The organism is Pseudomonas sp. GW821-FHT07F05 (assembly GCF_059418765.1).
This window is the reverse complement of the sequence record NZ_JBWKQL010000005.1, coordinates 56,215-81,147: the sequence shown is the minus strand read 5'-3', so window position 1 is coordinate 81,147 and position 24,933 is coordinate 56,215. Positions and strand designations below refer to the sequence as shown.

Here is a 24,933-nt window from a genome sequence, read left to right as displayed (position 1 = left end):
TTCATGAAGATCGGCGTAATCGGTGGCGGCCAGTTGGGTCGCATGTTGGCACTGGCGGGGACCCCGCTGGGGATGAACTTCGCCTTCCTTGACCCCGCGCCGGACGCCTGCGCCGCTGCGCTTGGCGAGCATTTGCTCGCCGATTACGGCGATCAGGAACACCTGCGCCAGCTGGCGAATGATGTTGATCTGGTCACCTTCGAATTCGAAAGCGTGCCGGCAGAGACCGTCGCCTTCCTCTCGCAGTTCGTGCCGGTTTACCCGAGTGCCGAAGCGCTGCGCATCGCCCGCGATCGCTGGTTCGAAAAGAGCATGTTCAAGGACCTCGGCATCCCGACGCCGGCGTTCGCTGACATCCAGTCCCAGGCGGATCTGGACGCTGCGGTGGCCAGCATTGGTCTGCCGGCCGTGTTGAAAACCCGCACGCTGGGTTACGACGGCAAGGGCCAGAAAGTCCTGCGCACGCCCGAAGACGTAGTCGACACCTTCGCCGAGCTGGGCAGCGTGCCATGCCTGCTTGAAGGCTTCGTGCCGTTCACGGGCGAAGTCTCGCTGATCGCCGTACGCGCCCGTGATGGCGAGACCCGCTTCTATCCGCTGGTCCACAACACCCACGACAGCGGCATTCTGCGCCTGTCCATCGCCAGCACCGATCACCCGCTGCAGGCGCTGGCTGAGGATTACGCCGGGCGCGTGCTCAAGCAGCTCGATTATGTGGGCGTGCTGGCCTTTGAATTCTTCGAAGTCGATGGCGGCTTGAAAGCCAACGAGATCGCCCCGCGCGTGCACAACTCAGGTCACTGGACCACCGAAGGCGCCGAGTGCAGCCAGTTCGAGAACCATCTGCGCGCCGTTGCCGGGCTGCCGCTGGGTTCGACGGCCAAGGTCGGCGAAAGCGCGATGCTTAACTTCATCGGTGAAGTGCCTGCAGTGGAGCAGGTCATTGCCGTCGAAGATTGCCACCTGCATCACTACGGCAAGGCCTTCAAGGCCGGACGCAAGGTCGGCCACGCCACCGTGCGCAGCAAAGACCGCGCGACGCTGGATCGTCAGGTGATGCAGGTCGAGGCACTGATCAAAAACTGATCATCGCGGTGGCCAGTCTTGACCGCCTCCGTAGGAGTGAGCTCGCTCGCGATAGCATTTGTCCGCGACATCATTGCTGTCTGGCCCAGCGTGATCGCGAGCAAGCTCGCTCCTACAGTGTCCTTCATATCCTGTTGAACCATTTCGCCGGGCCACACCTCTCATAGCGTGTTGCCAATAGCCAGCTAGGCTTTGGCATATTCATTCAAACAGAGGGACATGGCATGGGAATCATCGGAACCATCTTCATCGGCTTGATCGTAGGTCTGCTGGCGCGCTTTCTGAAGCCAGGCGACGACAGCATGGGCTGGATCATGACCATCCTGCTCGGTATCTGCGGCTCGCTGGCCGCCACTTATGGTGGTCAGGCGCTGGGTATCTACCGCGCAGGCGAGGGTGCAGGTTTCCTCGGTGCGCTTGTCGGCGCGATCATCCTGCTGGTGATCTACGGCATGATTAAAAAGCGTTAAGCACGCCTGGCCCTCTGCGCTATTGCGGCGCAGAGGGCTAGAATGCCCGGCACTCAACTCCTCCCGCCGAGCATCTCCAATGCGTCATCTCCTCTTCGTTTCACTGCTGCTGGTCTGCGGACTGGTACGCGCCGCTGAATTACCCGAAACCGACTGGCTTGAACTGATGCCGAAGTCGGATCAGAAAGCCCTCGAAGCCATGCCCGAAATCGACCACAACTCGCCGGAAGGCCAGGGCACGTTCGACAGTAAAGGCGGTTTGAAGCAGAGCAAGGGCTTGCCTGCCGTCATGTATTCCACCAAAACCGTCGCGTCGATGAACGACAAAACCATCCGCCTGGGTGGCTATCCGGTTCCGCTGGAGACTGATGCGAAGGGTCACAGCACGCTGTTCTTCCTCGTCCCGTACCCGGGCGCCTGCATCCACGTGCCGCCACCGCCGCCGAATCAGATGGTGCTGGTGCGTTATCCGAAAGGCCTGAAAATCGCCGACATCTACACACCGTTGTGGGTCATCGGCACGTTGAAGGTGGAGAAGGTCAGCAATGATCTCGCCGACGCCGCCTATGCGCTGGACGCATCGAAAGTGCGTGTGGTGGTTGAGGCGGATTTATAGGGCGCTTACACACCGCGCATATTCGGTGGGTCCGGCTCGATGCATTGTAGGACTGGCTTCAGCCGGGAAGGCGTCGGGTGTCACACCACAAAGTTGAAGGTGCTCACGCAGGCCTTTTCCCGGCTGAAGCCGGTCCTACAAATAGCGCAGTGTTGTCAGGCCTCTGCCAACGGCTCGGCCCAGATGCTGACGCTCAGCGCATGCATATCACCAGGCTTGAGCGTCACGACGTCGGTCAGGACGTTGGCCGTCTCAACGCACACCATGCCCTTCCAGCCATCAGGCTGCATGTCGTCGAAGGTTTTGGTCTTGTCGATCCACGGGTTCCAGACGATGGCCGATTGCGAACCCGTCGTCTGAATCTGAATCCGGCGTTTCCACTGCGGGTCGACCACTGAAATCAGGTCAGGCGTGTCCTGATAAATACGGTCCGTCTCGCCAGTGAACGTGATGTCACCCATCTGTACGTTCTGGGTATCCCAGCTTTCCAGTGTATTCAGGTACTCGACGCCATCCAGCCCTTCGATACTGATCCGGCTCACATCGCTCACCGCGAAATAACTGTGCAGCGCCTGACTCAGCGTGACGTCTTCGGCGCCAGCGTTGAAGCTCACCAGACTGACATTCAGCGCCGCATCCAGGCGGATGTGCAGCTTCAGGCCAACGGTGTGCGGCCACCCCGACAAAAGTCCTTCGGCCTGGGGCTGGATGAATTCGACGATCAATGCGTCGCCGTCTTCACCGACGCCCATCAACTCCCAGTCGATCGCCCGAACTTCGCCGTGGGCCTTCGCCGGCTCGTCGCTCTCGCGCATGGCCTGCACGCTGGACGGGTTTTTCTGAAAATTGCCAAACCACGGCCAGCAGATAGGCATGCCGCCGCGAATAGGCTTGCCCGATTTGAACAACGCGCCCGGGTTGGACCAGATCAGCGGCTCATCGCCGTCCACCTGGTAACTGATGATGTGCGCGCCTTGCTGGGCGATCACCAGTTCGGCCTGACCGTGGCGGATGCGCCAGCAATTAAGCTCACCGAGCTGGAAAGATTCGACGTTTGACGTAGGCATGGGGGTTCTCACTCGAAGGACAGTGACTGAATCAGACTGCGCCAAGCTTGATGAGTTTGTTGCGCAAAGCCAAGGGCGGGCACATCGGCGCCCACCCGGGCTTGATGATCAGCGTCGAGCCGGCACCGAACGGGTACGGCCGCTGCCGTCGATGGCGACAAAAACGAACACCGCCTCGGTCACCTTGCGCCATTCGCTGGACAGGGGATCATCGCTCCACACCTCGACCATCATCTGAATCGAGCTGCGGCCGATTTCCAGGGTCTGGGTGTAGAACGACAACTGCGCGCCCACCGCGACGGGCACCAGAAACGCCATGCGGTCGATGGCAACAGTCGCCACACGGCCGCCGGCCACCTTGCTCGCCATGGCAGTGCCGGCGAGGTCCATCTGGGCAACCAGCCAGCCGCCGAAAATGTCGCCAAAGCCGTTGGTTTCGCGGGGCAGGGCGGTAATCTGCAGGGCAAGATCGCCCTGCGGTATCGGATCTTCTTGTTCGAGCTCAATCATTATTGGGTCCCTCTGACCCATGACTCTAGGTAGTCTTCATTTCGTTTAAAGGGAAACTCTGCGAAAACGACTTGGGCAAATGGCTTCGCACAACTTCCCTGAAGAGACCGGCTGAGTCGTGGCCGGCGAGTATATCGGGCGCGCCGTCATGAAACGACCGCCGCTTTTTCATGATGCCTTCTCGTCATTGCAATCCATGTGCATTTGTACGCAATTTGCTATCGTGCCGGACCGACTTGGCGCACTACGCCATTTTTGGCACGCAATTTTGATGCCCGATTAACTTTTCGAGTCGAGAAATCGCGTGTGAAGCCGTTACCCACGGTTGAGTCACCGTTGATTTTTCGCCCAAAGAGAGCCTCAAAAGAGAAGCCACTGTCATGTCCTCTGTGCCTTTAAGCGCCACCCAGCCTTCGCGCCCGTTGAACCGTAACGATTACAAAACCCTTTCACTGTCTGCTTTGGGCGGAGCGTTGGAGTTCTACGACTTCATCATTTTCGTGTTCTTCGCAGCAGTGGTAGGCAAGCTGTTTTTCCCCGTCGACATGCCCGAATGGCTGCGTTTGATGCAAACGTTTGGCATTTTTGCCGCCGGTTATCTGGCTCGGCCCCTGGGCGGCATCGTCATGGCGCATTTTGGTGATCTGCTGGGCCGCAAGAAAATGTTCACCCTCAGCATTTTCCTGATGGCCGTGCCGACGCTGATCATGGGCTTGCTGCCCACTTACGCGCAGATCGGCATCTGGGCCCCCATGTTGCTGCTGCTGATGCGCGTCATTCAGGGCGCCGCAATCGGTGGCGAAGTGCCTGGCGCGTGGGTATTCGTTTCCGAACACGTTCCCGCCCGTAACGTCGGTTACGCCTGCGGTACCCTCACGTCCGGCCTGACGGCCGGGATTTTGCTCGGCTCGCTGGTCGCCACCTGGATCAACAGCGTGTACTCGCCCGTTGAGGTATCGGACTACGCCTGGCGGATTCCTTTCCTGCTCGGTGGCGTCTTCGGTCTGATGTCGGTTTACCTGCGCCGCTGGCTGCACGAAACCCCGGTGTTCGCCGAGCTTCAATTGCGCAAGCAACTGGCTGAAGAAGTGCCGCTCAAAGCGGTATTGCGTGATCATCGCGGCGCCGTTGTGCTGTCGATGTTGCTGACTTGGCTGCTCTCCGCCGGCGTGGTGGTAGTTATCCTCATGACCCCGACCCTGCTGCAGAAGGCCTACGGGTTCGCACCTGCCGACACCCTCAAAGCCAACAGCCTCGCCATTGTCTTGCTGAGTCTGGGATGTATCGGGGCTGGCGCGCTGGCGGACCGAGTCGGCGCGGGGTTGGTCTTCCTGTTCGGCTCGCTTGGTCTGCTGGTGAGTTCGTGGACCTTCTACCACATGATCGGCACGCACCCGGATCTGCTGTATCCGCTCTACGCAATAACCGGCTTGTTTGTCGGCACCATCGGCGCAGTGCCGTTCGTGATGGTCAAGGCCTTTCCGCCTGTGATTCGCTTCACCGGGCTGTCGTTTTCCTACAACCTGGCGTACGCCATCTTTGGCGGTTTAACGCCAATGGTCGTCAGCCTGATGTTCGCCGCCAACCCGATGGGCCCGGCTTGGTACGTGGCGATTCTGTGCGTGTTGGGGATCGGGATTGGCGTGTATTTGCTGAAAGCAAAACCGGGTCTGCAGTCGTAGGTTAAGGGATATAGCCCCTGAATAATCGTGGGCCAGATAGTCTGGCCCGCGATTGTTAGCCCGATAGGTAGGTGATAATCAGCTCATGCCACAGCTATGCTCATCGCCGTTCCCAGCCTAGTCCTTAAAGGCGAATATGGCCGCCGTACCAGACCACCTCCCAGCTACCAAAAATCTGCCGGACGTATCGTTAACTAAGTTTTGCTTGCCAAATTCGAAATACGCTTCGGCGGGTACCTGCCCGATCGCATGATTATTTACAAAGCTGTAATCAGCCGTTCCGTTAGGTAGATACCGGCCTACAACCTGATATCTGCCGTCGTTGTCCGCATACCATCCCAAAACTTTAATTGTGTAAGGAGCGCTGGCTGATTCATGTGCACCATACCAAACGCGCTCAACGTATCCTTTCCCAAAGTTTGCTTCAGCCGGTTTTCCGTCATTGAAGGTTGGTTCGAGTCTGCCTTCGGTCGTATAGTTGGCCAGCACTGCATGCATCATCTTTGGATCGAATCTTGATCCAGATAAAAAAACATGGCTACTTCCTTGCGTTAGAGTGCTGCTTTCCACCCCATAAAAGTGGGCCGATATATCTACGAATCCTTGCTCGCCAAATTCTCTGTCTAACGTGCCGTTACTTTTCAGGCCTAACAAGTAACGATGGTTGAGGCTATTGCAAGTTATGATTATTCTTCCAGTACCATCCTTTACCATGTCTACCGGATCAACGGAATTGTCATCTTTATGTATTCTGACAATTTTGAAGTTCTCATCTATTTGACCTGTCGGAGTCAGACGAGCTAAAAAAGCATCCGTATCCGTGTAATCTTCTTTATCAACCTGTCCCAATACTAAAATGCCATCGTCTTTGTCTACTATGCACCAAGTCGAACCGATAGGCCCAACTTCGGTGATCGTTTGATCCACATCAACAACTCCGTCAGTCCCGAAATTATTGTCCGGCTGCCCGTTGGTCAATATTTTAGTAATCATGGGCTTTCTATACGAAGTCGCACCTGCAACCGTAACTTGCTGGCCAAAGACTAGCAAGCTACCATCTTGCGTTTCGTGCACCGATTCAGTACGAGTGGAGTTTTCATCGTCAAATTTTACTTGGGCGAATCCATTGGTTTCTGGCATGAAACTAGAATCCATTGTTCCTTCTGCTGTAATTCGCGCAATGGCAGCGTAATTTGCTCCGGTTGCTGGAATGCTTCCAAAAGCCGCTACCCAGAATTTCGAATGATCTGTATTTGTACGTACGATGCTTGTCGCAGTCAAAAGTGAGTGCTCTGGTGATGGGCGTAGTTCCAACTTCCCTTGATCGCCAAATGTCTCATCGCGCCTAAGGTACGGAATTGAAGGGTCAGGTTTTTTTGCCCCCGGCGTCTTATGGCTTCCTGATTTGCCAGGATCGACAGAGTCAAGTTCCCAGTTTTTAACTTTCAGTCGAATTTTTTCAACCATTTCCTTGTCCATGATGAATCTCCTGAAACAAACGAGTTTAAATAATAGCGTTAGCACTTCATGATAATAGATGAGCGTTTTTTAACAGGCTATATTCATTCGAAATAAACACGGTGTCCTTATTTCGAATAATATGGTCATGCGCTAGTTCAGAGGATGCGACCCGCCGATAACTCAACCCACAAGAAAGCTGCGCGAATTCATTTTTTTGTCATAATTCGGTCATACGATTGCGCCATCGGGCACGATCCACGTAGCCAGCCATTCACCAGGAACCAGGCATGACACTCAAGCGTTTGATGACGGCGTTCACCCTCGTGGCAGCCGGGGTCGCCACCGGCCATGCGGTTGCGGCGGTGGATCCGGCAATCAAGCCCTACGTCAAAACCAGCGGTGTCTCCGGGAATCTATCCAGCGTGGGCTCCGACACCCTCGCCAATCTGATGACGATGTGGGCCGAGGCCTACAAGAAAGAATACCCAAGCGTGAACATTCAGATTCAGGCCGCCGGCTCCTCAACAGCGCCGCCCGCACTGACCGAGGGCACTGCGACGCTGGGACCCATGAGCCGCAAGATGAAGGACGGCGAACTGTCGGCCTTTGAGCAGAAGCACGGCTACAAGCCGACGGCGATTCCCGTGGCGGTGGATGCGCTGGCGGTGTTTGTCCACAAGGACAATCCGATCAAGGGCCTGACGCTGCAGCAGGTCGACGCGATTTTCTCCGCGACCCGGCTGTGCGGCGCCAGGACCGATGCAAAAACCTGGGGCGATGTGGGCGTGACAGGAGATCTGGCCGGAAAGGCAATCCAGCTGTTCGGACGCAATTCGGTGTCCGGCACCTACGGTTATTTCAAGGAAGAGGCGCTGTGCAAAGGCGACTTCAAACCCAACGTCAACGAACAACCCGGCTCTGCTTCGGTGGTCAGCTCCATCAGCAATTCGCTGAACGGCATTGGCTACTCGGGCATTGGATATAAAACATCCAGCGTGCGCACCGTACCCCTCGCGAAAAAAGAGGGCGGCGAGTTCGTCGAAGACAACGAAGCCAACGCGCTGAATGGGACTTACCCACTGGCGCGTTTCCTTTATGTGTACGTCAACAAGGCGCCGAACAAGCCATTGAATCCGCTCGAAGCCGAGTTCGTCAGATTGATCTTGTCAAAACAAGGTCAGGAAGTTGTCATGAAAGACGGGTACATTCCGTTACCAGCCAAGGTCGTCAGCAAAGCCTTGGCTGATCTGGGGCTACAAGAACGGTAGCGAGCGCGCTGCCCAGACAACCCTGATGCGGGGTGACAGGTTCGTCCCGCCACAAACGACAAAGGCCTTATGGAACGAGGCTCGCAGAACACTGAACAGTCCGTTGCCCCGATTCAGGAGCGGCGGGCTTTTTTGCGTCACCTCGCTGTCATGTATTTGTCATACAGAGTGGCTACGGTGTGCGCATGAATGATTTGGCCAATTCATCAATGACCGAAAAACCCCGTCCCGAGCGCATCGATTTCAATGCGCCCGAGCTGCAACGCAAGCGCAGGATCCGTGCGCTCAAAGACCGCCTGACGCGTTGGTACGTGTTAGTGGGCGGTCTTGCGGTGTTGGCCGCCATCACCCTGATCTTCTTCTACCTGGCTTACGTCGTCGCGCCGTTGTTTCAGGGGGCGAAACTGACGCGCAGCGATGCTCAAACACCCGCCTGGCTGCAAGATGCCGGCAAGCCGATGGTGCTGGTCATCGAAGAGCAGAATCAGGTCGCCATGCGCGTGTCCGACAAAGGCGAAGCGCTGTTTTTCCACCTCAAGGATGGCGGCGAAATTTCCCGCGTGGCCTTGCCGATCCCCGCTGGTGCGAAGGTGACGTCGGTGGCCCAGGATCAGCCCGGCAAGCCTTTGATCGCGGTCGGCCTGTCCAACGGACAGGTACTGGTGTTCAAGCACGCTTATCCGATCAGCTATCCCGACAACAAGAAAACCATCACCCCCACGATTACCTATCCCTACGGCGAGACGCCGCTGGTACTGGACGAAGGCGGGCGGGCGCTTGAGCACGTCAATCTGAATGCCAGCGACACGACCCTGATTCTGGCCGGTGCAACCGGTACCGAGCTGCACGTGTTGTCGCTGACCCAATCCGAAAACCTGATGACCGGCGAAACCGATCGCGAGCAAAGCCGCATCGACTTGCCGCAACTGTCGGCGGCGGTCAAAGCCATCTACGTCGATCCGCGCCAGCAGTGGCTGTACGTGATCAACGGTCGCGCGCTGGTGGATGTGTTCGACCTGCGCGATCGCACGCTGAACGGCCGCTACAAACTGCTTGAAGACGCCAACGCCGAAACCACCGCCAGCACGCAGTTGGTGGGCGGCATCTCGCTGGTGATCGGCAGTTCCAGAGGCAATGTCGCGCAGTGGTTCATGGCGCGGGACGTCGATGGCGAGATGCGTCTGCAGCACATTCGTGACTTCAAAATGAGCGGCGCGCCGATTTCTCAGATCACCGCCGAGCAGCGCCGCAAAGGGTTCATTGCCATGGACACCTCCGGCAAGCTCGGCGTATTTCACAGCACCGCCCACCGCACGCTGCTGATCGACCCGATCGCCAGCGGCCCTGCTGTCATGGGGCTTTCGCCGAGGGCGGATCGCCTCATCGTTGAAGACAGCGGCAAGCTGCTGCCCTTGAGCCTAAATAATCCGCACCCGGAAATTTCCTGGAGCGCGTTGTGGGACAAGGTCTGGTACGAGAACTACGACGAACCCAAATACGTTTGGCAATCCACCGCATCCAGCAGCGACTTCGAGCCCAAGCTCAGCCTCGCGCCTCTCACCTACGGCACGCTTAAAGCCGCCTTCTACGCCATGCTGCTGGCGGCGCCGATCGCCGTTGCCGCTGCTATCTACACGGCTTACTTCATGGCGCCGCGCATGCGTCGCAAGGTCAAGCCGGTCATCGAGCTGATGGAAGCGATGCCGACGGTCATTCTCGGCTTCTTCGCCGGGCTGTTCCTGGCGCCGTATCTGGAAGGGCACTTGCCGGGCATCTTTAGCCTGCTGATCTTCACCCCCATTGGCATTCTGCTGGCGGGATTTGGCTGGACGCGCTTGCCTGACTCGATTCGCCTGCGGGTACCCGACGGCTGGGAAAGTGCGATTCTGATTCCGGTCATTCTGCTGATTGGCTGGGTCTCACTGAGCATGAGCCCGCATCTGGAGAACTGGTTCTTCGGCGGCGACATGCGCGCGTGGATCACCAACGATATGGGCATCACCTACGACCAGCGCAACGCAATGGTGGTCGGAATCGCGATGGGTTTTGCGGTCATCCCCAACATTTACTCGATTGCCGAGGACGCTGTGTTCAGCGTGCCGCGTGGCCTGACCCTCGGCTCACTGGCCCTCGGCGCCACGCCGTGGCAGACGCTGGTTCGCGTGGTGATTCTCACGGCCAGCCCGGGGATTTTTTCTGCGCTGATGATCGGCATGGGCCGCGCTGTGGGCGAGACCATGATTGTGCTCATGGCCACCGGTAACACGCCGATCATGGACATGAACCTGTTCGAAGGCATGCGCACCCTTGCGGCCAATGTGGCGGTGGAGATGCCCGAGTCGGAAGTGGGCGGCAGTCATTATCGCGTGCTGTTCCTCGCCGCCCTGGTGCTGCTGATGTTCACATTTGTCATGAATACCTTGGCAGAGCTGATTCGTCAGCGCCTGCGCAAGCAGTATTCGTCTCTCTAGGGCAGGTTGAAACCGATGAAGCAGACCTCCCTCAAGCGGTGGTTCAACAGTGGCGGCCCCGGCGTCTGGTTGAGCGCGGGTGCGGTGTCCATCGCGGTGATCATGACCATCGGCCTGCTGGCGGTGATTGCCGTCCGCGGGCTGGGGCATTTCTGGCCCGCCGATGTCATTTCCGCCCGGTACGATGTTCCCGGGCAGGAAAGCCACGGGCTGGTGGGCGAGTTGGTTCAGTCTGAACAAGTGCCGCGCGCCAGGCTCAAGGCCGCCGGGTTGCCGGTTCCTGATCAGGGGCCCGAGTTCATGACCCGCGATCTGTTCAAGGTAGGCAACCGGGATATCAGCCCCAGCGATTTCAACTGGGTCATTGGCGAGTGGCTCAAGGACCCGCGCAAGCCTGCGGAATTGATGACCCTCGAGCGCCGCGAGTGGGGCAACTTCTACGGCTATCTGGTCAACGTCAAGGAAGACGGCAAAGTTGTCGCCGAGGGTGCAGCCGCATGGCCGCAACTGCAGGCGCGTATCGAGCGGGTGCAGGGCATTTCCGATCAACTGGACGACCTGGAGAAGGGCGAGATCGGCGCGATCAACCACGGCATCGAGCGGCTGCGGCTGCAGGCGCGCAAGCTTGAGCTCAACGGCGAACTCGATGCCGCCGCACAGGCCGACATGGCCACTGAGCGCGCTGAATACGACGCGCGCTATAAGGACGTCGAATCGCGGCTGGGCGCGTTGCACGCCGAATACAATCGCGACAGCCTGACGGCCCGTGACGCCAACGGCAAAGAAATCGAGATCAGCATCGGCAAGGTGGTTCACGCGTATCAACCCAACGCCATGGGCACGATGACCAAGCTGGGGTTCTACTTTCAGAAGCTTTGGGAGTTCCTCAGCGACGACCCGCGCGAGGCCAATACGGAGGGCGGGATTTTCCCGGCGATCTTCGGCACCGTGATGATGACGCTGATCATGGCCGTCATCGTGACGCCCTTTGGCGTGCTCGCCGCTGTGTATCTGCGTGAGTACGCGCGCCAGGGCGTGATGACGCGCTTGATCCGCATCGCGGTGAACAACCTCGCGGGCGTCCCTGCCATCGTCTACGGCGTGTTCGGGCTGGGCTTTTTCGTTTACGTGCTGGGCGGATCTCTGGATCAGCTGTTCTTCCCCGAAGCCCTGCCGGCGCCGACGTTCGGCACACCGGGCTTGCTGTGGGCATCGTTGACCCTGGCGCTCCTCGCCGTGCCGGTGGTGATCGTTGCCACCGAAGAAGGCCTGGCGCGCATCCCGCTGACGCTGCGCGAGGGCTCGCTGGCTTTGGGCGCGACCAAGGCCGAAACGCTGTGGAAGATCGTTTTGCCGATGGCCAGCCCGGCCATGATGACCGGTCTGATCCTGGCCGTCGCTCGAGCGGCCGGTGAAGTGGCGCCGCTGATGCTGGTGGGTGTGGTCAAGATGGCGCCGTCGTTGCCGCTGGACGGCAATTACCCGTACCTGCACCTCGACCAGAAGATCATGCACCTGGGTTTTCATATCTACGATGTCGGTTTTCAAAGCCCCAACGTCGAGGCCGCGCGCCCGCTGGTGTACGCCACGGCGCTGCTGCTGGTGCTGGTGATCGCGCTGCTGAACCTGTCGGCGGTGACGATTCGCAACCGCCTGCGCGACAAGTACAAGGCTTTCGAAGACTGAGTCGGCCACACGCTTCAAGCGGCACGCTGAAAAGCCGCATACCGTATCAGCACCACATTTGCAGCTTGCGGCTAGAGGCTTGCAGCTACGAACGGAGAGAGACCATGCAACACGAACCCCACGCCCACGGCATCAACATGTCGGCCCTGGGTCGCAAGCGCCAGGTGCTGGATCTGGCGAACGAAGCCGTTGCGCTGGAAGTGCCGGGGCTGGATCTCTTCTATGGCGAGAAGCAGGCGCTGTTCGACATCCGCATGAACATCCCGAAACAGCGCGTGACCTCGTTCATCGGGCCGTCCGGGTGTGGCAAGTCCACCTTGCTGCGCACCTTCAACCGCATGAACGATCTGGTGGACGGCTGTCGCGTACAGGGCGAGATCAAGCTCTATGGCCACGACATCTACACCAAAGGTGAAGACGTCGCCGAGTTGCGTCGCCGGGTCGGCATGGTGTTCCAGAAGCCCAACCCGTTCCCCAAGACCGTTTACGAGAACGTGGTCTACGGGCTGCGTATTCAGGGCGTGAACAAAAAGCGCGTGCTCGATGAGGCCGTCGAGTGGGCCTTGCGTGGCGCCGCACTGTGGGACGAGGTCAAGGACCGCCTGCATGAGTCGGCGCTCGGACTTTCGGGTGGTCAGCAGCAACGTCTGGTGATCGCCCGCACCATCGCCGTCGAACCCGAAGTGCTGCTGCTCGATGAGCCGTGCTCCGCGCTCGACCCGATTTCGACCCTGAAAGTCGAAGAGTTGATCTACGAACTGAAATCCAAATACACCATTGTGATCGTTACCCACAACATGCAGCAGGCGGCGCGCGTGTCGGATTACACCGCGTTTCTGCACATGGGCAAGGTGGTCGAATACGGGGACACCGATACGTTGTTCACCAATCCGACCAAAAAGCAGACTGAAGACTACATAACCGGTCGTTACGGCTAGTACGTGTTTCGTCAGCCTTGAACCACCGCGCAATCAATCGGACGGACACTCATGATCAAAGACAGCCATACACATCACATCTCCCAGCAGTTCAACGCTGAACTGGAAGAAGTTCGCAGCCACCTGCTGGAAATGGGTGGTCTGGTCGAGAAGCAGGTCAACGATGCGGTCACCGCGTTGATCGAAGCCGACTCGGGCCTGGCCCAGCGGGTGCGCGAGGTGGACGACCGCATCAACCAGATGGAGCGCAACATCGATGAAGAGTGCCTGCGCATTCTGGCCCGTCGTCAGCCTGCCGCGTCCGACCTGCGTCTGATCATCAGCATCTCCAAGTCGGTCATCGACCTTGAGCGCATTGGCGATGAGTCCACCAAGATCGCTCGCCGTGCGATTCAGCTGTGCGAAGAGGGTGAGTCGCCGCGTGGTTACGTCGAAGTGCGCCACATCAGCGATCAAGTCAGCAAGATGGTGCGCGATGCACTGGACTCGTTCGCCCGCTTCGACGCCGATCTGGCGTTGTCGGTTGCGCAGTACGACAAGAACATCGACCGCGAGTACAAGACCGCATTGCGTGAGCTGGTCACCTACATGATGGAAGATCCGCGCTCGATATCCCGCGTGTTGAATGTGATCTGGGTCCTGCGTTCCCTGGAGCGTATCGGTGATCATGCGCGCAACATCTCCGAACTGGTGATCTACCTGGTGCGCGGTACCGATGTCCGCCACCTGGGCCTCAAGCGCATGCAGGAAGAAGTGAAAGGCCTGACCGCCGAAAGGATTAATGTTCTGGACACGCCTGACGATAAATAAGATTGCCTGAGAAAAAACGCCTGGCGACCGCCGGGCGTTTTTGTTTCTCCGGTCTGCCCATATTTTTCAAGTCACCCGCGAATAAAAGTCCCGGTGTCGTCAAACAGTTTGGCAGCTGGCCACCCGCCAGCGAATGCTCGCCATTTACGGTGAACACGCCATCAGGAGCGTCGATGAGTAAAGTCAGTGTATTGGTGGTGGATGACGCGCCGTTCATCCGTGATCTGGTCAAGAAAGGCCTGCGCAATGCCTTCCCGGGAATCGCTCTGGAAGACGCAGTCAATGGTCGCAAGGCGCAAGTGCTGCTCAGCCGTGAAGTGTTTGATCTGGTGCTCTGTGATTGGGAAATGCCCGAAATGTCCGGGCTCGAATTGCTGACCTGGTGCCGCCAGCAGGACAACCTGAAGACCATGCCTTTCATCATGGTCACCAGCCGTGGCGACAAGGAAAACGTGATCCAGGCGATCCAGGCCGGCGTCTCCGACTTCATCGGCAAGCCGTTCACCAACGAGCAACTGCTGACCAAGGTCAAGAAAGCGCTGCACAAGGTCGGCAAACTCGACGCGTTGATGTCCAGTGGCCCGGCCCGCGTCAATGCGGCGTTTGCCAATGACTCGCTTGGCGCACTGACAGGTAACCGCCCTGAAACCGTCAGCGCTTCACCCACTGCGTCGGCAGCACCCCAGGCTGCTCAGCCTATGGTCCAGCCGATCGCAAAGGCGGCTCCTGCCGCCGCACCCACCGGTCGTGGTCAGGGTCAGTTGCGTCTTCCGAGCGGGAACCAGCCCTGCGTTATCAAAGCGCTGACCCTCAAGGAAGCCTCGCTGCTGGTCCGCCGCGGCGATGTCCTGCCGCAGATCCTCGAAAGCGCCGTGCTCGATCTGGAGCAGGGCGAGAACGCCGAGGTGGCGCGTCTCAATGGTTATCTGCACGCGATTGCCGCGTTCGAGCAGAAGCCGGACAGCGAGTGGCTGCAGGTCACCTTCCGCTTCGTCGACAAGGACACCCAGAAGCTTGATTACCTGTCGCGCCTGATTGCCCGTGGCACCGCGCAGAAGCACTTCGTGCCGGGCGCCTGATCCGCTGCGCATTCACCTGGGGGAGCGACCGGGATGGCGCTCCACCTTGCTCGCGATGAGACCGGTACATCCGCTAAATTTGGTGCGGTCGGGCGTCCATCTTCGCGAGCAAGCTCACTCCCACTCTATCCAGCATAGAAATTGCAATTCCGATCGCGCCCTGTGCTGACGCGATTTCCTTGACGCTTCGTCTATTACCGATTGATTCGGATGAGTCCAATTGCGTCGGCATCGCTGTTAGGCTGGGCGCCAATCGTCCACTCACCAGGTCTATCCCGATGTTAGAGCGCGTGCTGGTTGTCTGTGCCTTACTGCTGGCCACGCAGACCGCCGGGGCCGTCACGATCTATCGGTTCACCGATGCCAATGGCGTCGTGTCGTTTACCGACCAGCCTGTGCGTGGCGCGGAGGTGATGAAGCTTCGCGAGCGTATGGTCGAGCGCATCGACTCCCAAGTGCGCCTGAGCGTGAAGAAAGCCAATGGCAGTGACAGCCTTTATGTTCGCAATGATCTCTACGCGCCCGTGGAAGTCGAGCTGCGTCTGGCCGGGGTGAAGAACGTGGTGGGCGTGTCGGACCAAGTCATTCGCCGCACAATTCCAGCGCGCAGCAACGAACGCCTTATCGCCCTCAGCCCACAAGTCGCCAGCAAGGCCATGGCCTACAAGCCCAGTCTGCGATCCATCGTCGGCGACCCGCAGCGCGGCGTGTCAGCGAACGGATTTGCCTATCGCTATCCGTTGCCATGGGTGGGCGGGCCGTTTCGCATCAGTCAGGGTGCCAATGGGTCCTACAGCCACGTAGGCGCCAAGAGCCGCTACGCGATCGACATCGCCATGCCCGAAGGCACGCAGATCATCGCTGCGCGGGGCGGTACCGTGATCAAGACCGAGAATGCCCAGTCAGGTCGAGGCGCCAATCCAACGGGCAACTTCGTGCGCATCCTGCACGACGACGGCACGATGGGCGTTTATCTGCATCTGCAGCAGGGATCGGTGAGCGTCAAGGAAGGCCAGCATGTGGCAGTGGGCGCGCCGCTCGGACGGTCCGGCAACACCGGCAACAGCACCGGCCCGCATTTGCACTTCGTGGTGCAGCGCAATGTCGGGCTGGCGCTGGAGTCGATCCCGTACGAATTCTCGCAACCGGTCCAGAGCCTGCCTAACTTCGCGATTGGCGGCAATTGATGATCTGCTGGCGGGCAGGTCAATCCAGCTTCAACACCTTCGCCAGCACGATCTTCGGGCCTTTCATCTTCTTGATGATGATGCGCAGGCCTTCGACCTCCATGACTTCCTCTTCCTCAGGCACGCGCTTGAGGCTGTCGTAGATCAGGCCTGCGAGGGTCTCGGCTTCAACGTGGTCCAGATCGATGCCCAGCAGGCGCTCGACCTTGAACAGCGGCGTATCCCCCCGTACCAGCAGCTTGCCCGGCTGATAGGCCAGGATCCCGCGCTCGGCCTTGCGGTGTTCGTCCTGAATGTCGCCCACCAGCACTTCCAGAACGTCCTCCATCGTCAGGTAACCGATGATCTTGCCGTCGGCTTCCTCGACCAGCGCAAAGTGCGCGCCGCCCTGACGGAACTGCTCGAGCAGGCGCGACAACGGCATGTGCTTGGACACGCGCTCCAGCGGCCGCGTGAGCTCGGCGAGGTTGAACGACTCGGGGATGTGGTCCAGCGCCGCCAGCTCCAGCAGCAGGTCCTTGATGTGCAACAGGCCCACGAATTCATTGCGGTCCGAGTCGTACACCGGGTACCGGCTGAACTTGTGCCGACGGAACATCGCGAGGATTTCTTTGAGCGGGGCGTTGAATTCCAGCGAGACCATGTCTTCGCGGGAATTGGCCCAGTCCACCACTTCCAGCTCGCCCATTTCCACGGCGGAGGCCAGCACGCGCATGCCCTGGTCGCTTGGGTCCTGACCGCGGCTTGAGTGCAGGATCAGCTTGAGCTCTTCACGGCTGTAATGGTGCTCGTGGTGGGGGCCGGGTTCGCCTTGGCCTGCGATGCGCAGAATGCCGTTGGCACTGGCGTTGAGCAGGTAAATGGCCGGGTACATCGCCCAATAGAAGAGGTAGAGCGGCACTGCCGTCCACAGCGACAACAACTCGGGTTTGCGAATGGCCCAGGATTTCGGGGCCAGCTCACCCACCACGATGTGCAGGTACGAAATCATGAAAAAGGCGCTGAAGAACGACACGCCTTTGACGACTTCAGGCGATTCCACGCCGACCGTCTCGAGCAACGGCGCCAGCAGGTGCGCGAACGCCGGCTCGCCGACCCAGCCCAGCCCCAGCGACGCCAGCGTAATACCCAGCTGGCAGGCCGACAGATAAGCATCGAGCTGACTGTGAACGGTGCGCAGAATGCGTCCACGCCAGCCGTTTTTCTCGGCAATGGACTCGACACGGGTGGAGCGCAGTTTGACCATGGCGAACTCGGCCGCAACGAAAAATCCGTTGAGCAGAACCAACACCATTGCGAAAAGAATCATGCCGAAATCGGCGAAGAGTGAAGCCAGGCTGATACCAGGGGAAGGGTCCATGATGGGGTTTTGCAGGTTCCGTTTTGAAGTGTGGAATGAAACAAGCCCTCACAATTGGAGGGCACAAGGGACGCAATTTAACGGCTATCTACAGGCTTGCCTAGGCTTTGGTCATCTGGGCCGGGGCAAAGTTGCAGATAAACACACTGCCCTTGCCGGGGACGCTGTTGATTTCCAGTACCGCGCGGTGGCGCAGCAGCACGTGCTTGACGATCGCCAGGCCCAGGCCTGTTCCGCCGGTGTTTGACGCGCGGCTGGAGTCGACGCGGTAGAAGCGCTCGGTCAGGCGCGGGATATGTTTGCTGTCGATGCCGATGCCGGAGTCCTGCACGCTCAGGTGCGCGCCACGCCCGTCACTCCACCAGCGGATGCGGATCTTGCCCTCTGCGGGCGTGTATTTGACCGCGTTGAAGATCAGGTTGGAGAACGCGCTGCGCAGCTCCGCCTCGCTGCCCTTGAGGCTGACGTCGCTTTCCAGCTCCAGGGTGATCTGCTGGTTCTTGCTCCCCGACAGCGCCTGGGCATCATTGGTGATGCTCTGCAGCAGCGACGACACGGCGACGGGCTGATTGTCGGACGGGTAATCGGTGGCTTCCAGCTTGGCCAGCAGCAGGAGATCGTTAAGCAACGTCTGCATGCGTCCGCCTTGCTGATGCATTTGCTGCAACGCACGGACCCAACGCGGATTCACTTCTTCGACGTTATCCAGCAGCGTCTCCAGGTACCCGCAGATGACCGTCAACGGTGTGCGCAGCTCGTGGGACACGTTGGCGACGAAGTCTTTGCGCATCTGCTCCAGCTGATGCATACGCGTCACGTCGCGCACCAGCATTAAATGCTCGTTGTTGCCGTAGCGGGTGATCAGCATCTGAATGCGCAGGCGGTCATTGACCGGCGACGGGATCTCCAGCGGCTCGGCATAGTTGGCGTGCGCGAAGTACTCCTTGAAGCGCGGGTGGCGCACCAGGTTGGTCACCGGCTGACCGCTGTCCTGGGGCGTCTTCAGGCCCAGCAAGGTTTCTGCCGCGCGGTTCCACCATTCCAGGTTGCCGTCGCTGTCGAGCATGATCACGGCATCTTTCAGCGCGGCGGTGGATTCCTGGACACGGTCGATAACCGCTTGCAGGCGGCCACGCACGCGCTGATCGCGACGCTGTAAATGGTAAATGCTGTCGAAGACTTCACCCCACAAGCCATAGCCATCGGGCGGCGGCTCGTCGGGTTTGTGATGGCGAAGCCAGTCATGCAGGCGCAGCAGCTGTTTGAGGGTCCAGGCCAGATAAAGCCCCAGACCGATTGCCAGACACCCGCCGTAATGTCCGCTGATCAAACCGGCCAGCAGCGAGGCTGTGACCAACATCAGCAAGTGGCGGATCAGGGTGCCATGCCAGTTGTGATTCAATTAACGCGTCCTTGTCTTCAGCGGTCTGAATCGCTGCCAAACGCTTTTTCAGCTTTTGGTGGAGAAACGGTAACCAGTACCGCGGACGGTTTGTACCAGATTTTCGTAAGCCTCGCCGAGGGCTTTGCGCAGACGCCGGATGTGGACATCCACGGTGCGCTCTTCCACGTAGACATTTCCGCCCCAGACCTGATCGAGCAGCTGCCCGCGGGTGTAGGCGCGTTCCTGATGGGTCATGAAGAATTGCAGCAGGCGGTATTCGGTCGGGCCCATCTCGGCAGGTGTGCCGTCTATGGTCACGCGGTGGCTGATCGGGTCCAGCAGCAGACCGCCGACTTCGATCGGGGATTCGCCATCGTTCGGGGCAGCCCGGCGGAGCACGGCCTTGAGGCGGGCGACCAGTTCGCGGGGAGAGAAGGGTTTGGTGATGTAGTCGTCGGCGCCGACTTCGAGGCCCTGAATCTTGTTGTCCTCTTCGCCTTTGGCCGTGAGCATGATGATCGGGATGTCACCGGTCAGCTCGTCACGTTTCAGGCGGCGTGCCAGCTCGATGCCGGATGTGCCCGGCAGCATCCAGTCCAGCAGGATGAGGTCCGGCTTGCGGTCGACGATAACGGCGTGGGCCTGTTGCGAATTCTCAGCCTCAATGCAGTCATAGCCGGCCATTTCCAGTGCGACGGCAATCATTTCGCGAATGGGCGCCTCGTCGTCGACGATCAGAATGCTCCTGCCAACCATGCCTCGAACCTCATGTCATTTAACTGTCTTGGGGCGCATTAGATAACGGAATTATTGCAGTCGTGTGACAGGTTAGTTCGAGCTAGGCGTATTCGCCGGTCTAGCGCTAAGCTGGCGACTTGTCCTACAAGAAATGTCCATACAACGACAAACAAGAAGAGGATTCATCCATGGCTAAAATTTCTTCTGCTCTGATGCGCCTTTTGGCGGCGGCAGCGTTAGCATCTTCCGGCATGGCATTCGCTGCTGCGCCGGCGATGACCAGTGACGGCATGCTTACCGACCACAAAGGCATGACGCTCTATACCTTTGATAAGGACACCTCTGCAGGCAAGTCCGTCTGCAACGATCAGTGCGCAACCAACTGGCCGCCGCTGACTGCCACAGCAAGCGACAAGCCTGAGGGCGACTGGACCATTATCAAGCGCGATGACGGCGCCTCGCAGTGGGTTTACAAGGGCAAGCCGCTGTACTTTTTCAAAAGCGATAAGGCTGCTGGCGACAAAACCGGCGACGGCAAGGGCGACGTCTGGCACATCGCCAAGCCATGATCTGAGCCTTCGCGCGCTGCGTCGGCCCGAATCGGTCAGCGCAGCGCGTAGTCCAGAACGATACCGATGAAAATCGCCAGCCCCGCCCAGTGGTTGTGCAGAAAAGCCTTGAAGCAGGCCTGCGGGTCTTTGTCCCGCGTCGACCAGAATTCCCAGCCAAAGCATCCCGCGGCCACCAGCAGGCCGATGAAGAAGTACAGGCCCAGCTCAAAGCGTGTACCCGCCAGCATCAGGCAGAACAGCGCCAGGCATTGCAGCGTCAGGATGATCACCCGATCCGCGTCGCCGAACAGCACGGCCGTGGATTTTACGCCGATCTTCAAGTCGTCCTCGCGATCCGTCATCGCGTAATACGTGTCATATCCCACCGTCCACAGCAGATTGGCGATGTACAGCAGCCACGCGGCAGCGGGCAGCTCGCCGGTCTCTGCGGTAAACGCCATCGGCATGCCCCATGAAAACGCAGCGCCCAATACCACTTGCGGGTAGTAGGTATAGCGCTTCATGAACGGGTAGCATGCCGCGAGGGCAAGACCGCCGAACGACAGCCAGATCGTCGTCGCGTTAGTGAACAACACCAGCACAAAGCTCAGCCCCACCAACACGGCGAACAGAATCAGCGCTTCCTTTGACGTCACCCTGCCACTCACCAACGGCCGTTGCTCGGTGCGTTTGACGTGGCCGTCCACCTTGCGGTCGGCGAAGTCGTTGATCACGCAGCCCGCCGCGCGCATCAGGAACACGCCGATGACGAAAATCAGCAGCGTGCTCAGGGAAGGCGAGCCTTTGCCTGCAATCCAGACCGCCCACAAGGTCGGCCAAAGCAACAGATAAATGCCGATGGGCTTGTCGATGCGCGTGAGCTGGATGAAGTCCCAGGCGCGTGGGTGCAGACGGTTCAGGGATTTGAGCAACGACAGGTACATCAGCGGCCCTCTTGGGCATGCAGTGGAAGGTTGGCTTCGATGGCGCGCCATGCGGTGGGCAGAAACACTTCCGCCACCAGAATGCTCAAAATCCCCCGGCTGAAACAGGAGCGGCGTCCCCACAAGCCCGGCTGTGCGTCAATCACGGGCAGCCATTGCGCAGGATAGCGGCAGACCTGCAGCGGGCCGCGGGCGAAGGCTTTATCGCTGAACAGCAGTTCGCCCAGCGATCGGGTGCCGAGTTCGTCCATGTGCAGGCCGTCATGCTCTAGCGCGCTGCGGGCGGCGACACTGCGGGCAAACACCCATCGTTCATCACGGCCCAGCAGATAGACTTCACGCACCCAGCCTTCGCTGCCCTCAGGCAAGTGCAACGCGGCGCACTCATCATCACGCAGGCGTTGCCAGCCTTCGAACTGCGGCTGCACGCAGAAATGATTGTCAGAGAACCGAGTCAGGCGTCGGGTCAGGGAATCTTCGTGGAACAGCCACTCAAGAACGACAGGCGAGGGTACTTCGATCAACTGATCGCGCAAAAGCCACTCGGGCGCTGGAAATGCAGGGGTTTGCTGAATCACGGGAGACAAACACAGGCGGCAATCGAGGCGGCGAGCTTAGCATGATTGCGATTTTTGACCGACGACCGGAGCACCCCCATTGCTGCGCTGAGAAACTTGACGCATTCCCGGCTAAAGCCAGTCCTACAGGCATATGCGGTGTTCGTAGGACCGGCTTCAGCCGGGAAGAGGCCGGTTTGGGCGCTATCAATCTTGCGGCATGACGCTCGACGCCATCGCAGGTGGAGCCAATCCTCCGAAAAGCGCGCGAGTCGCGCATCAATGAAACTTGCGTCATCGCCTTGTGATCAGTAAAAGGCCTGACCCATTCGATAAACTTCGCGATGACAGCGGAGCGTCTGGGACGTCTAGCCTGAAACCAAGAGAACCGACCAATGAAAAAGTGGCAATGCATAGTCTGTGGCCTGATCTACAACGAAGCCGACGGTTGGCCGGATGACGGCATCGCGCCGGGCACGCTCTGGCAGGATGTGCCGGAAGACTGGCTGTGCCCTGACTGCGGCGTTGGCAAAATGGATTTTGAGATGATCGAAATCGGCTGATCCGCCGACTTCCACGACCCCTCTGGAGAAATGAATGAACGCACCTGTCGTGATCATCGGTACCGGGCTGGCGGGCTATAACCTCGCCCGCGAATTTCGCAAGCTGGATGGCGAGACGCCGCTGTTGCTGATCACCGCCGATGACGGCCGTTCGTACTCCAAACCCATGCTGTCCACCGGCTTTGGCAAAAATAAAGAAGCCGACGGCTTGAGCATGGCCGAGCCAGGCGCCATGGCCGAGCAGCTCAAGGCCGAGGTGCGCACGCACACCCGTGTCAGCGGCATCGATCCGGGTCACAAGCGTCTGTGGATCGGCGAGGAAGCGGTCCCGTACCGCGATCTGATTCTGGCGTGGGGCGCGGAAACTGTGCGCGTGCCGGTGGCCGGTGATGCCGCCGATGCCATATTCCCGATCAATGATCTGGAGGATTACGCGCGTTTCCGTGCTGCAGCCGCCGGCAAGAAGAGAGTGCTGATTCTGGGCGCAGGCCTGATCGGCTGCGAGTTCGCCAACGATCTGATCCTGGGCGGTTACGAAATCGACCTGGTTGCGCCGTGCGAGCAGGTGATGCCGACGTTGCTGCACCCTGCGGCTGCCGCAGCGGTACAGGCCGGGCTGGAAAGCCTGGGCGCGCGTTTTCATCTCGGCCCCTTGCTGACACGGCTTGATCGTGCCGACGACGGGCTCGAGGCGCACCTGTCGGATGGCGAGGTGCTTCACTGCGATCTGGTGGTATCGGCGATCGGCCTGCGCCCCCGCACTGATCTCGCCGCAGCGGCCGGCCTGGAGATCGGGCGTGGCGTTGTGGTCGATCGGCATTTGCAGACCTCCCACGCCAATATCTATGCACTGGGCGACTGCGCTGAAGTTGATGGCCTGAATCTGCTTTACGTCATGCCGCTGATGAACTGCGCCCGGGCATTGGCGCAAACCCTCGCCGGCACGCTCACACCCGTCAAATATGGCCCCATGCCGGTCACGGTGAAAACGCCGGTTTGCCCGCTGGTAGTGTCGCCGCCGCCCAAGGGCTCGGTAGGTGTCTGGACCGTGGAAGGTGAGGGCGCCGACATCAAGGCACTGTGTCTGGACAGCGACGGCAACCTGCTGGGTTACGCGCTGACAGGCGCGGCGGTGATGGACAAGCTCGCCCTGAACAAGGCTTTGCCCCCGCTGCTGGCATGATTAACAGTCGTTCTGTCGGATAAGCCATCTTTTAGTTGAAACAAACGTGGCCCACGTACTGGCGCGGGTCCCGGTGGCGTGCCATTCTCATTCCTGTCTGCCGCAACGTAGAGCTGTTGCGGCACCTGCTCGCTGTCCGCAAGGGCTGCACGGGACATAAAAACAAAAAACCGTAAAAGAGGCTTTATATGCGTAAACCAGAACTCGCAGCGGCTATTGCCGAGAAAGCAGATCTCACCAAAGAACAAGCCAATCGCGTACTCAACGCGGTGCTCGACGAAATCACCAACGCGCTGCACAAAAAGGACAGCGTCACGCTGGTTGGCTTCGGCACTTTCTTGCAACGTCATCGTGGCGCCCGCACCGGCAAGAACCCTCAGACCGGTGAGCCCGTCAAGATCAAGGCCAGCAACACGGTGGCATTCAAGCCGGGCAAGTTTCTCAAAGACAGCGTCAATCCGGACTCGACAAAGCCAGCCAAACCAGCCAAGCCGGCTGCAGCCGCCAAAGATGCCAAGCCAGCCAAGGCCGCAGCGGCCAAGGCACCCGCAGCAAAGAAAAAGTAATTCGCTGAGCGCTCTGCGGAGGGCGAGCAGCATGGAAATGGGCATACCGATCAGTCGGCGTGCCCATTTTTTTATGGGCTGTGAATCGACCGGCGCCGACCTGCGCGTCCCGTCTAGCCCGCCACTTTGCGACTGACCGGTTCTGCCTGCGCGCCGGACAATCAAGCTCGCTACACTGCGGCTGGTCACCCTGACCGCCGCTGATCCCATGAGGCCCACGCATGAAGTTTCGTTTTCTACTCTGGATGTTGGGCCTGTTGATGGCCCGCGCCAGTCGCAATAATCCCGCGTTTCAGCAGCAACTCGCGGGGAAGGATCTGGCTTTCCAGTTGCAGACGGCTGACGGCAAGATCGCCCGGCACTTCATCGTGCGCGATCAGCGCGTCAAGAGTCGCGCTGGCACCTTTGCGGCGCCTGCGTTCGTGATCTCTTTCAAAGACGCCGATTACGGCTTCGCCACAATGCAGGCCCGGAACAAGCAGCTCGCATTCATGCAGGGCATTCAGGACAAGGACATCCTGGTCGCCGGCAACGCGGGACTGGTGATGTGGTTCCAGGGGCTGACGAAGTATTTGAAGCCGAGGAAGAAGAAATAGTTGAATGCTCAGGCCTCTTCGTGAGCAAGCTCACTCCCACGAGTGCAGCGGCGTGCTCGAGATGTCGAGTCAACCCAGATCCTGTGGGAGCGAGCTTGCTCGCGAAGACTGATGCTGAGTCACCACAGAAAATAGCTGAATGCTCCAGCCTCTTCGTGAG

23 protein-coding genes and 1 pseudogene are annotated in these 24,933 nt (G+C 59.3%); 16 read left to right on the top strand and 8 right to left on the bottom strand.

All coding sequences use genetic code 11. From position 1 onward, the window contains the following. Positions 1-3: 3 nt before the first annotated feature. The 3 genes from AC07RO_RS13220 to AC07RO_RS13210 all read left to right on the top strand — a co-directional run bounded on the left by AC07RO_RS13220 (position 4) and on the right by AC07RO_RS13210 (position 2,172). Positions 4-1,086, top strand: a complete 1,083-nt coding sequence (locus tag AC07RO_RS13220) for a 5-(carboxyamino)imidazole ribonucleotide synthase (protein ID WP_346627386.1) — start codon at positions 4-6, stop codon at positions 1,084-1,086. 224 nt (positions 1,087-1,310) lie between these two features. Further along, entirely contained in the window at positions 1,311-1,556 is a 246-nt protein-coding gene (locus AC07RO_RS13215; RefSeq protein ID WP_037016790.1) for a GlsB/YeaQ/YmgE family stress response membrane protein, read from the top strand. Between the two features lie 79 nt (positions 1,557-1,635). Further along, complete coding sequence (locus AC07RO_RS13210) at positions 1,636-2,172, top strand: DUF3299 domain-containing protein (RefSeq protein WP_346627387.1); 537 nt, start codon at positions 1,636-1,638, stop codon at positions 2,170-2,172. Positions 2,173-2,327: 155 nt separating this feature from the next. On the opposite strand, the gene AC07RO_RS13205 is transcribed toward AC07RO_RS13210, so the two are convergent. Next, positions 2,328-3,239 (bottom strand): D-hexose-6-phosphate mutarotase, encoded by a 912-nt coding sequence (locus AC07RO_RS13205; RefSeq protein WP_346627388.1) that lies wholly within the window; start codon positions 3,237-3,239, stop codon positions 2,328-2,330. A gap of 108 nt (positions 3,240-3,347) precedes the next feature. Continuing rightward, complete coding sequence (locus AC07RO_RS13200) at positions 3,348-3,749, bottom strand: acyl-CoA thioesterase (protein ID WP_093466337.1); 402 nt, start codon at positions 3,747-3,749, stop codon at positions 3,348-3,350. Positions 3,750-4,129: 380 nt separating this feature from the next. Between AC07RO_RS13200 and AC07RO_RS13195 the strand changes: the two genes are divergently transcribed. After that, positions 4,130-5,431, top strand: a complete 1,302-nt coding sequence (locus AC07RO_RS13195; RefSeq protein WP_346627389.1) for an MFS transporter — start codon at positions 4,130-4,132, stop codon at positions 5,429-5,431. Between the two features lie 117 nt (positions 5,432-5,548). On the opposite strand, the gene AC07RO_RS13190 is transcribed toward AC07RO_RS13195, so the two are convergent. Continuing rightward, positions 5,549-6,910 (bottom strand): hypothetical protein, encoded by a 1,362-nt coding sequence (locus AC07RO_RS13190; protein WP_495086237.1) that lies wholly within the window; start codon positions 6,908-6,910, stop codon positions 5,549-5,551. Positions 6,911-7,179: 269 nt separating this feature from the next. Here AC07RO_RS13190 and AC07RO_RS13185 point away from each other — a divergent pair, with 269 nt between their 5' ends. The 7 genes from AC07RO_RS13185 (at position 7,180) to AC07RO_RS13155 (ending at position 16,331) form a co-directional block, all read left to right on the top strand. After that, the gene (locus tag AC07RO_RS13185; RefSeq protein ID WP_346627391.1) at positions 7,180-8,160 is read left to right on the top strand and encodes a phosphate ABC transporter substrate-binding protein PstS; all 981 of its coding nucleotides are present in this window, start codon (positions 7,180-7,182) and stop codon (positions 8,158-8,160) included. Positions 8,161-8,345: 185 nt separating this feature from the next. Continuing rightward, positions 8,346-10,631: an ABC transporter permease subunit gene (locus AC07RO_RS13180; RefSeq protein ID WP_346627392.1), complete on the top strand. Its 2,286-nt coding sequence runs from the start codon at positions 8,346-8,348 to the stop codon at positions 10,629-10,631. A gap of 15 nt (positions 10,632-10,646) precedes the next feature. After that, positions 10,647-12,317: a phosphate ABC transporter permease PstA gene (gene pstA / locus AC07RO_RS13175; RefSeq protein ID WP_495086236.1), complete on the top strand. Its 1,671-nt coding sequence runs from the start codon at positions 10,647-10,649 to the stop codon at positions 12,315-12,317. Between the two features lie 104 nt (positions 12,318-12,421). Further along, entirely contained in the window at positions 12,422-13,255 is an 834-nt protein-coding gene (gene pstB, locus AC07RO_RS13170; protein ID WP_065988194.1) for a phosphate ABC transporter ATP-binding protein PstB, read from the top strand. A gap of 51 nt (positions 13,256-13,306) precedes the next feature. Further along, positions 13,307-14,065 (top strand): phosphate signaling complex protein PhoU, encoded by a 759-nt coding sequence (gene phoU, locus AC07RO_RS13165; protein WP_133773894.1) that lies wholly within the window; start codon positions 13,307-13,309, stop codon positions 14,063-14,065. Between the two features lie 173 nt (positions 14,066-14,238). Beyond that, positions 14,239-15,144 carry a response regulator gene (locus AC07RO_RS13160; protein WP_423571990.1) on the top strand — a complete coding sequence of 302 codons (906 nt, stop codon included), beginning with the start codon at positions 14,239-14,241 and terminating at the stop codon, positions 15,142-15,144. Between the two features lie 278 nt (positions 15,145-15,422). Further along, a complete protein-coding gene (locus AC07RO_RS13155; protein WP_495086235.1) occupies positions 15,423-16,331 on the top strand; it encodes a peptidoglycan DD-metalloendopeptidase family protein in 909 nt (302 codons plus the stop codon). Positions 16,332-16,350: 19 nt separating this feature from the next. Here the strand turns inward: AC07RO_RS13155 and AC07RO_RS13150 are convergent, their stop codons facing one another. The 3 genes from AC07RO_RS13150 to phoB all read right to left on the bottom strand — a co-directional run bounded on the left by AC07RO_RS13150 (position 16,351) and on the right by phoB (position 19,831). Beyond that, positions 16,351-17,691, bottom strand: coding sequence for a hemolysin family protein (locus AC07RO_RS13150; protein ID WP_192174552.1), 1,341 nt, complete (start codon positions 17,689-17,691; stop codon positions 16,351-16,353). A gap of 100 nt (positions 17,692-17,791) precedes the next feature. Beyond that, entirely contained in the window at positions 17,792-19,051 is a 1,260-nt protein-coding gene (gene phoR / locus AC07RO_RS13145) for a phosphate regulon sensor histidine kinase PhoR (protein ID WP_244656054.1), read from the bottom strand. 90 nt (positions 19,052-19,141) lie between these two features. After that, positions 19,142-19,831, bottom strand: coding sequence for a phosphate regulon transcriptional regulator PhoB (phoB, locus tag AC07RO_RS13140; RefSeq protein WP_037016751.1), 690 nt, complete (start codon positions 19,829-19,831; stop codon positions 19,142-19,144). Positions 19,832-20,001: 170 nt separating this feature from the next. Between phoB and AC07RO_RS13135 the strand changes: the two genes are divergently transcribed. Beyond that, positions 20,002-20,382 (top strand): COG4315 family predicted lipoprotein, encoded by a 381-nt coding sequence (locus AC07RO_RS13135; RefSeq protein WP_122534187.1) that lies wholly within the window; start codon positions 20,002-20,004, stop codon positions 20,380-20,382. Positions 20,383-20,417: 35 nt separating this feature from the next. Here the strand turns inward: AC07RO_RS13135 and ubiA are convergent, their stop codons facing one another. Both ubiA and AC07RO_RS13125 read right to left on the bottom strand, forming a co-directional pair. Then, entirely contained in the window at positions 20,418-21,308 is an 891-nt protein-coding gene (gene ubiA / locus AC07RO_RS13130) for a 4-hydroxybenzoate octaprenyltransferase (RefSeq protein ID WP_192174554.1), read from the bottom strand. Next, on the bottom strand, positions 21,308-21,886 hold the full coding sequence (locus AC07RO_RS13125; RefSeq protein WP_495086234.1) for a chorismate--pyruvate lyase family protein: 579 nt from the start codon (positions 21,884-21,886) through the stop codon (positions 21,308-21,310). Before AC07RO_RS13125 ends, ubiA begins: the two co-directional genes overlap by 1 nt. 374 nt (positions 21,887-22,260) lie before the next feature. On the opposite strand from AC07RO_RS13125, the gene AC07RO_RS13120 reads away from it, so the two are divergent. The 4 genes and pseudogenes from AC07RO_RS13120 to AC07RO_RS13105 all read left to right on the top strand — a co-directional run bounded on the left by AC07RO_RS13120 (position 22,261) and on the right by AC07RO_RS13105 (position 24,773). Then, positions 22,261-22,428: a rubredoxin gene (locus tag AC07RO_RS13120; RefSeq protein ID WP_002555879.1), complete on the top strand. Its 168-nt coding sequence runs from the start codon at positions 22,261-22,263 to the stop codon at positions 22,426-22,428. A gap of 34 nt (positions 22,429-22,462) precedes the next feature. Then, positions 22,463-23,611 (top strand): NAD(P)/FAD-dependent oxidoreductase, encoded by a 1,149-nt coding sequence (locus AC07RO_RS13115; protein ID WP_282365389.1) that lies wholly within the window; start codon positions 22,463-22,465, stop codon positions 23,609-23,611. A 188-nt stretch (positions 23,612-23,799) separates the two neighbouring features. Continuing rightward, positions 23,800-24,069: pseudogene (locus AC07RO_RS13110) on the top strand (HU family DNA-binding protein); the annotation flags it as partial. Between the two features lie 329 nt (positions 24,070-24,398). Next, positions 24,399-24,773 (top strand): helicase, encoded by a 375-nt coding sequence (locus tag AC07RO_RS13105; RefSeq protein WP_282365388.1) that lies wholly within the window; start codon positions 24,399-24,401, stop codon positions 24,771-24,773. The last annotated feature ends 160 nt before the right edge of the window (positions 24,774-24,933 follow it).